The organism is Streptomyces tricolor (genome assembly GCF_002155905.1).
Lineage (GTDB): Bacteria > Actinomycetota > Actinomycetes > Streptomycetales > Streptomycetaceae > Streptomyces > Streptomyces tricolor.
In genome coordinates this window covers 1-828 of record NZ_MUMF01000520.1, presented here as the reverse complement: position 1 = coordinate 828, position 828 = coordinate 1, and the positions used below count along the sequence as shown (strand labels likewise).

General features: G+C 71.0%; 1 pseudogene. It reads left to right on the top strand.

Annotation, left to right across the window (positions count from 1 at the left end):
- Window positions 1-828: pseudogene (locus CCN44_RS32335) on the top strand (DnaB-like helicase C-terminal domain-containing protein); the annotation flags it as partial.

The window sequence follows — 828 nt, the reverse complement described above, 5'->3', positions numbered from 1 at the left end:
CCCGCGCCGCCGCGCTCGGCACCAGCATGCGGGTGCGTGCCACCAGCCCGGCCTTCGACCCGGACTCCGATGTCGCAGAGTTCCAGACCGAGTTCGACAACCTCGTCCGCCCGGCAGCCGCGTCCAAGGCGTCCCTCCTCGGCGNNNTCGGGCGGCTGGGCGCCCGGTCAGCTCGTCGTGGTCGGCGCCCGCCCCGCCATGGGCAAGACCACGTTCGCGTCCGGGCTCGCCCGGGCCGCCGCCATCAGCCACAAGATCCCCACGTACTTCGCGTCGCTGGAGATGGGCAAGGACGAGCTCACCAACACGATCCTGTGCAGCGAGGCGAAGATCGCCCTGCACCACCTGAAGCAGGGCATCGTCTCCGACGACGACCTCGCGCGGGCCGCGCTCAAGCTCCCCGCGATGGGCGAGGCGCCGCTGTACATCGACGACAACGCGCTCGTCACCCTGCCCGGTCTGCGTGCCACCGTCCGCAACCTCGTGCGCACGGCCGGCCTGCGTCTCCTCGTCGTCGACTATCTGCAGCTCATGCAGGCGCCGCGCGCCGAGTCCCGGCAGGTCGCCGTGTCGATGCTGTCCCGCGGACTGAAGCTGCTGGCCAAGGAGTTCGGGATCACCGCGGTGGTCCTCGCCCAGCTCAACCGCGGGCCCGAGCAGCGCACCGAGAAGAAGCCGATGGTGTCCGACCTGCGAGAGTCCGGATCGATCGAGCAGGACGCCGACATCGTGATCCTGCTGCACCGCGAGGACGCCTACGAGAAGGAGTCCCCGCGGGCGGGCGAGGCCGACCTGATCGTGGGCAAGCACCGTGGCGGCCCCACCGCT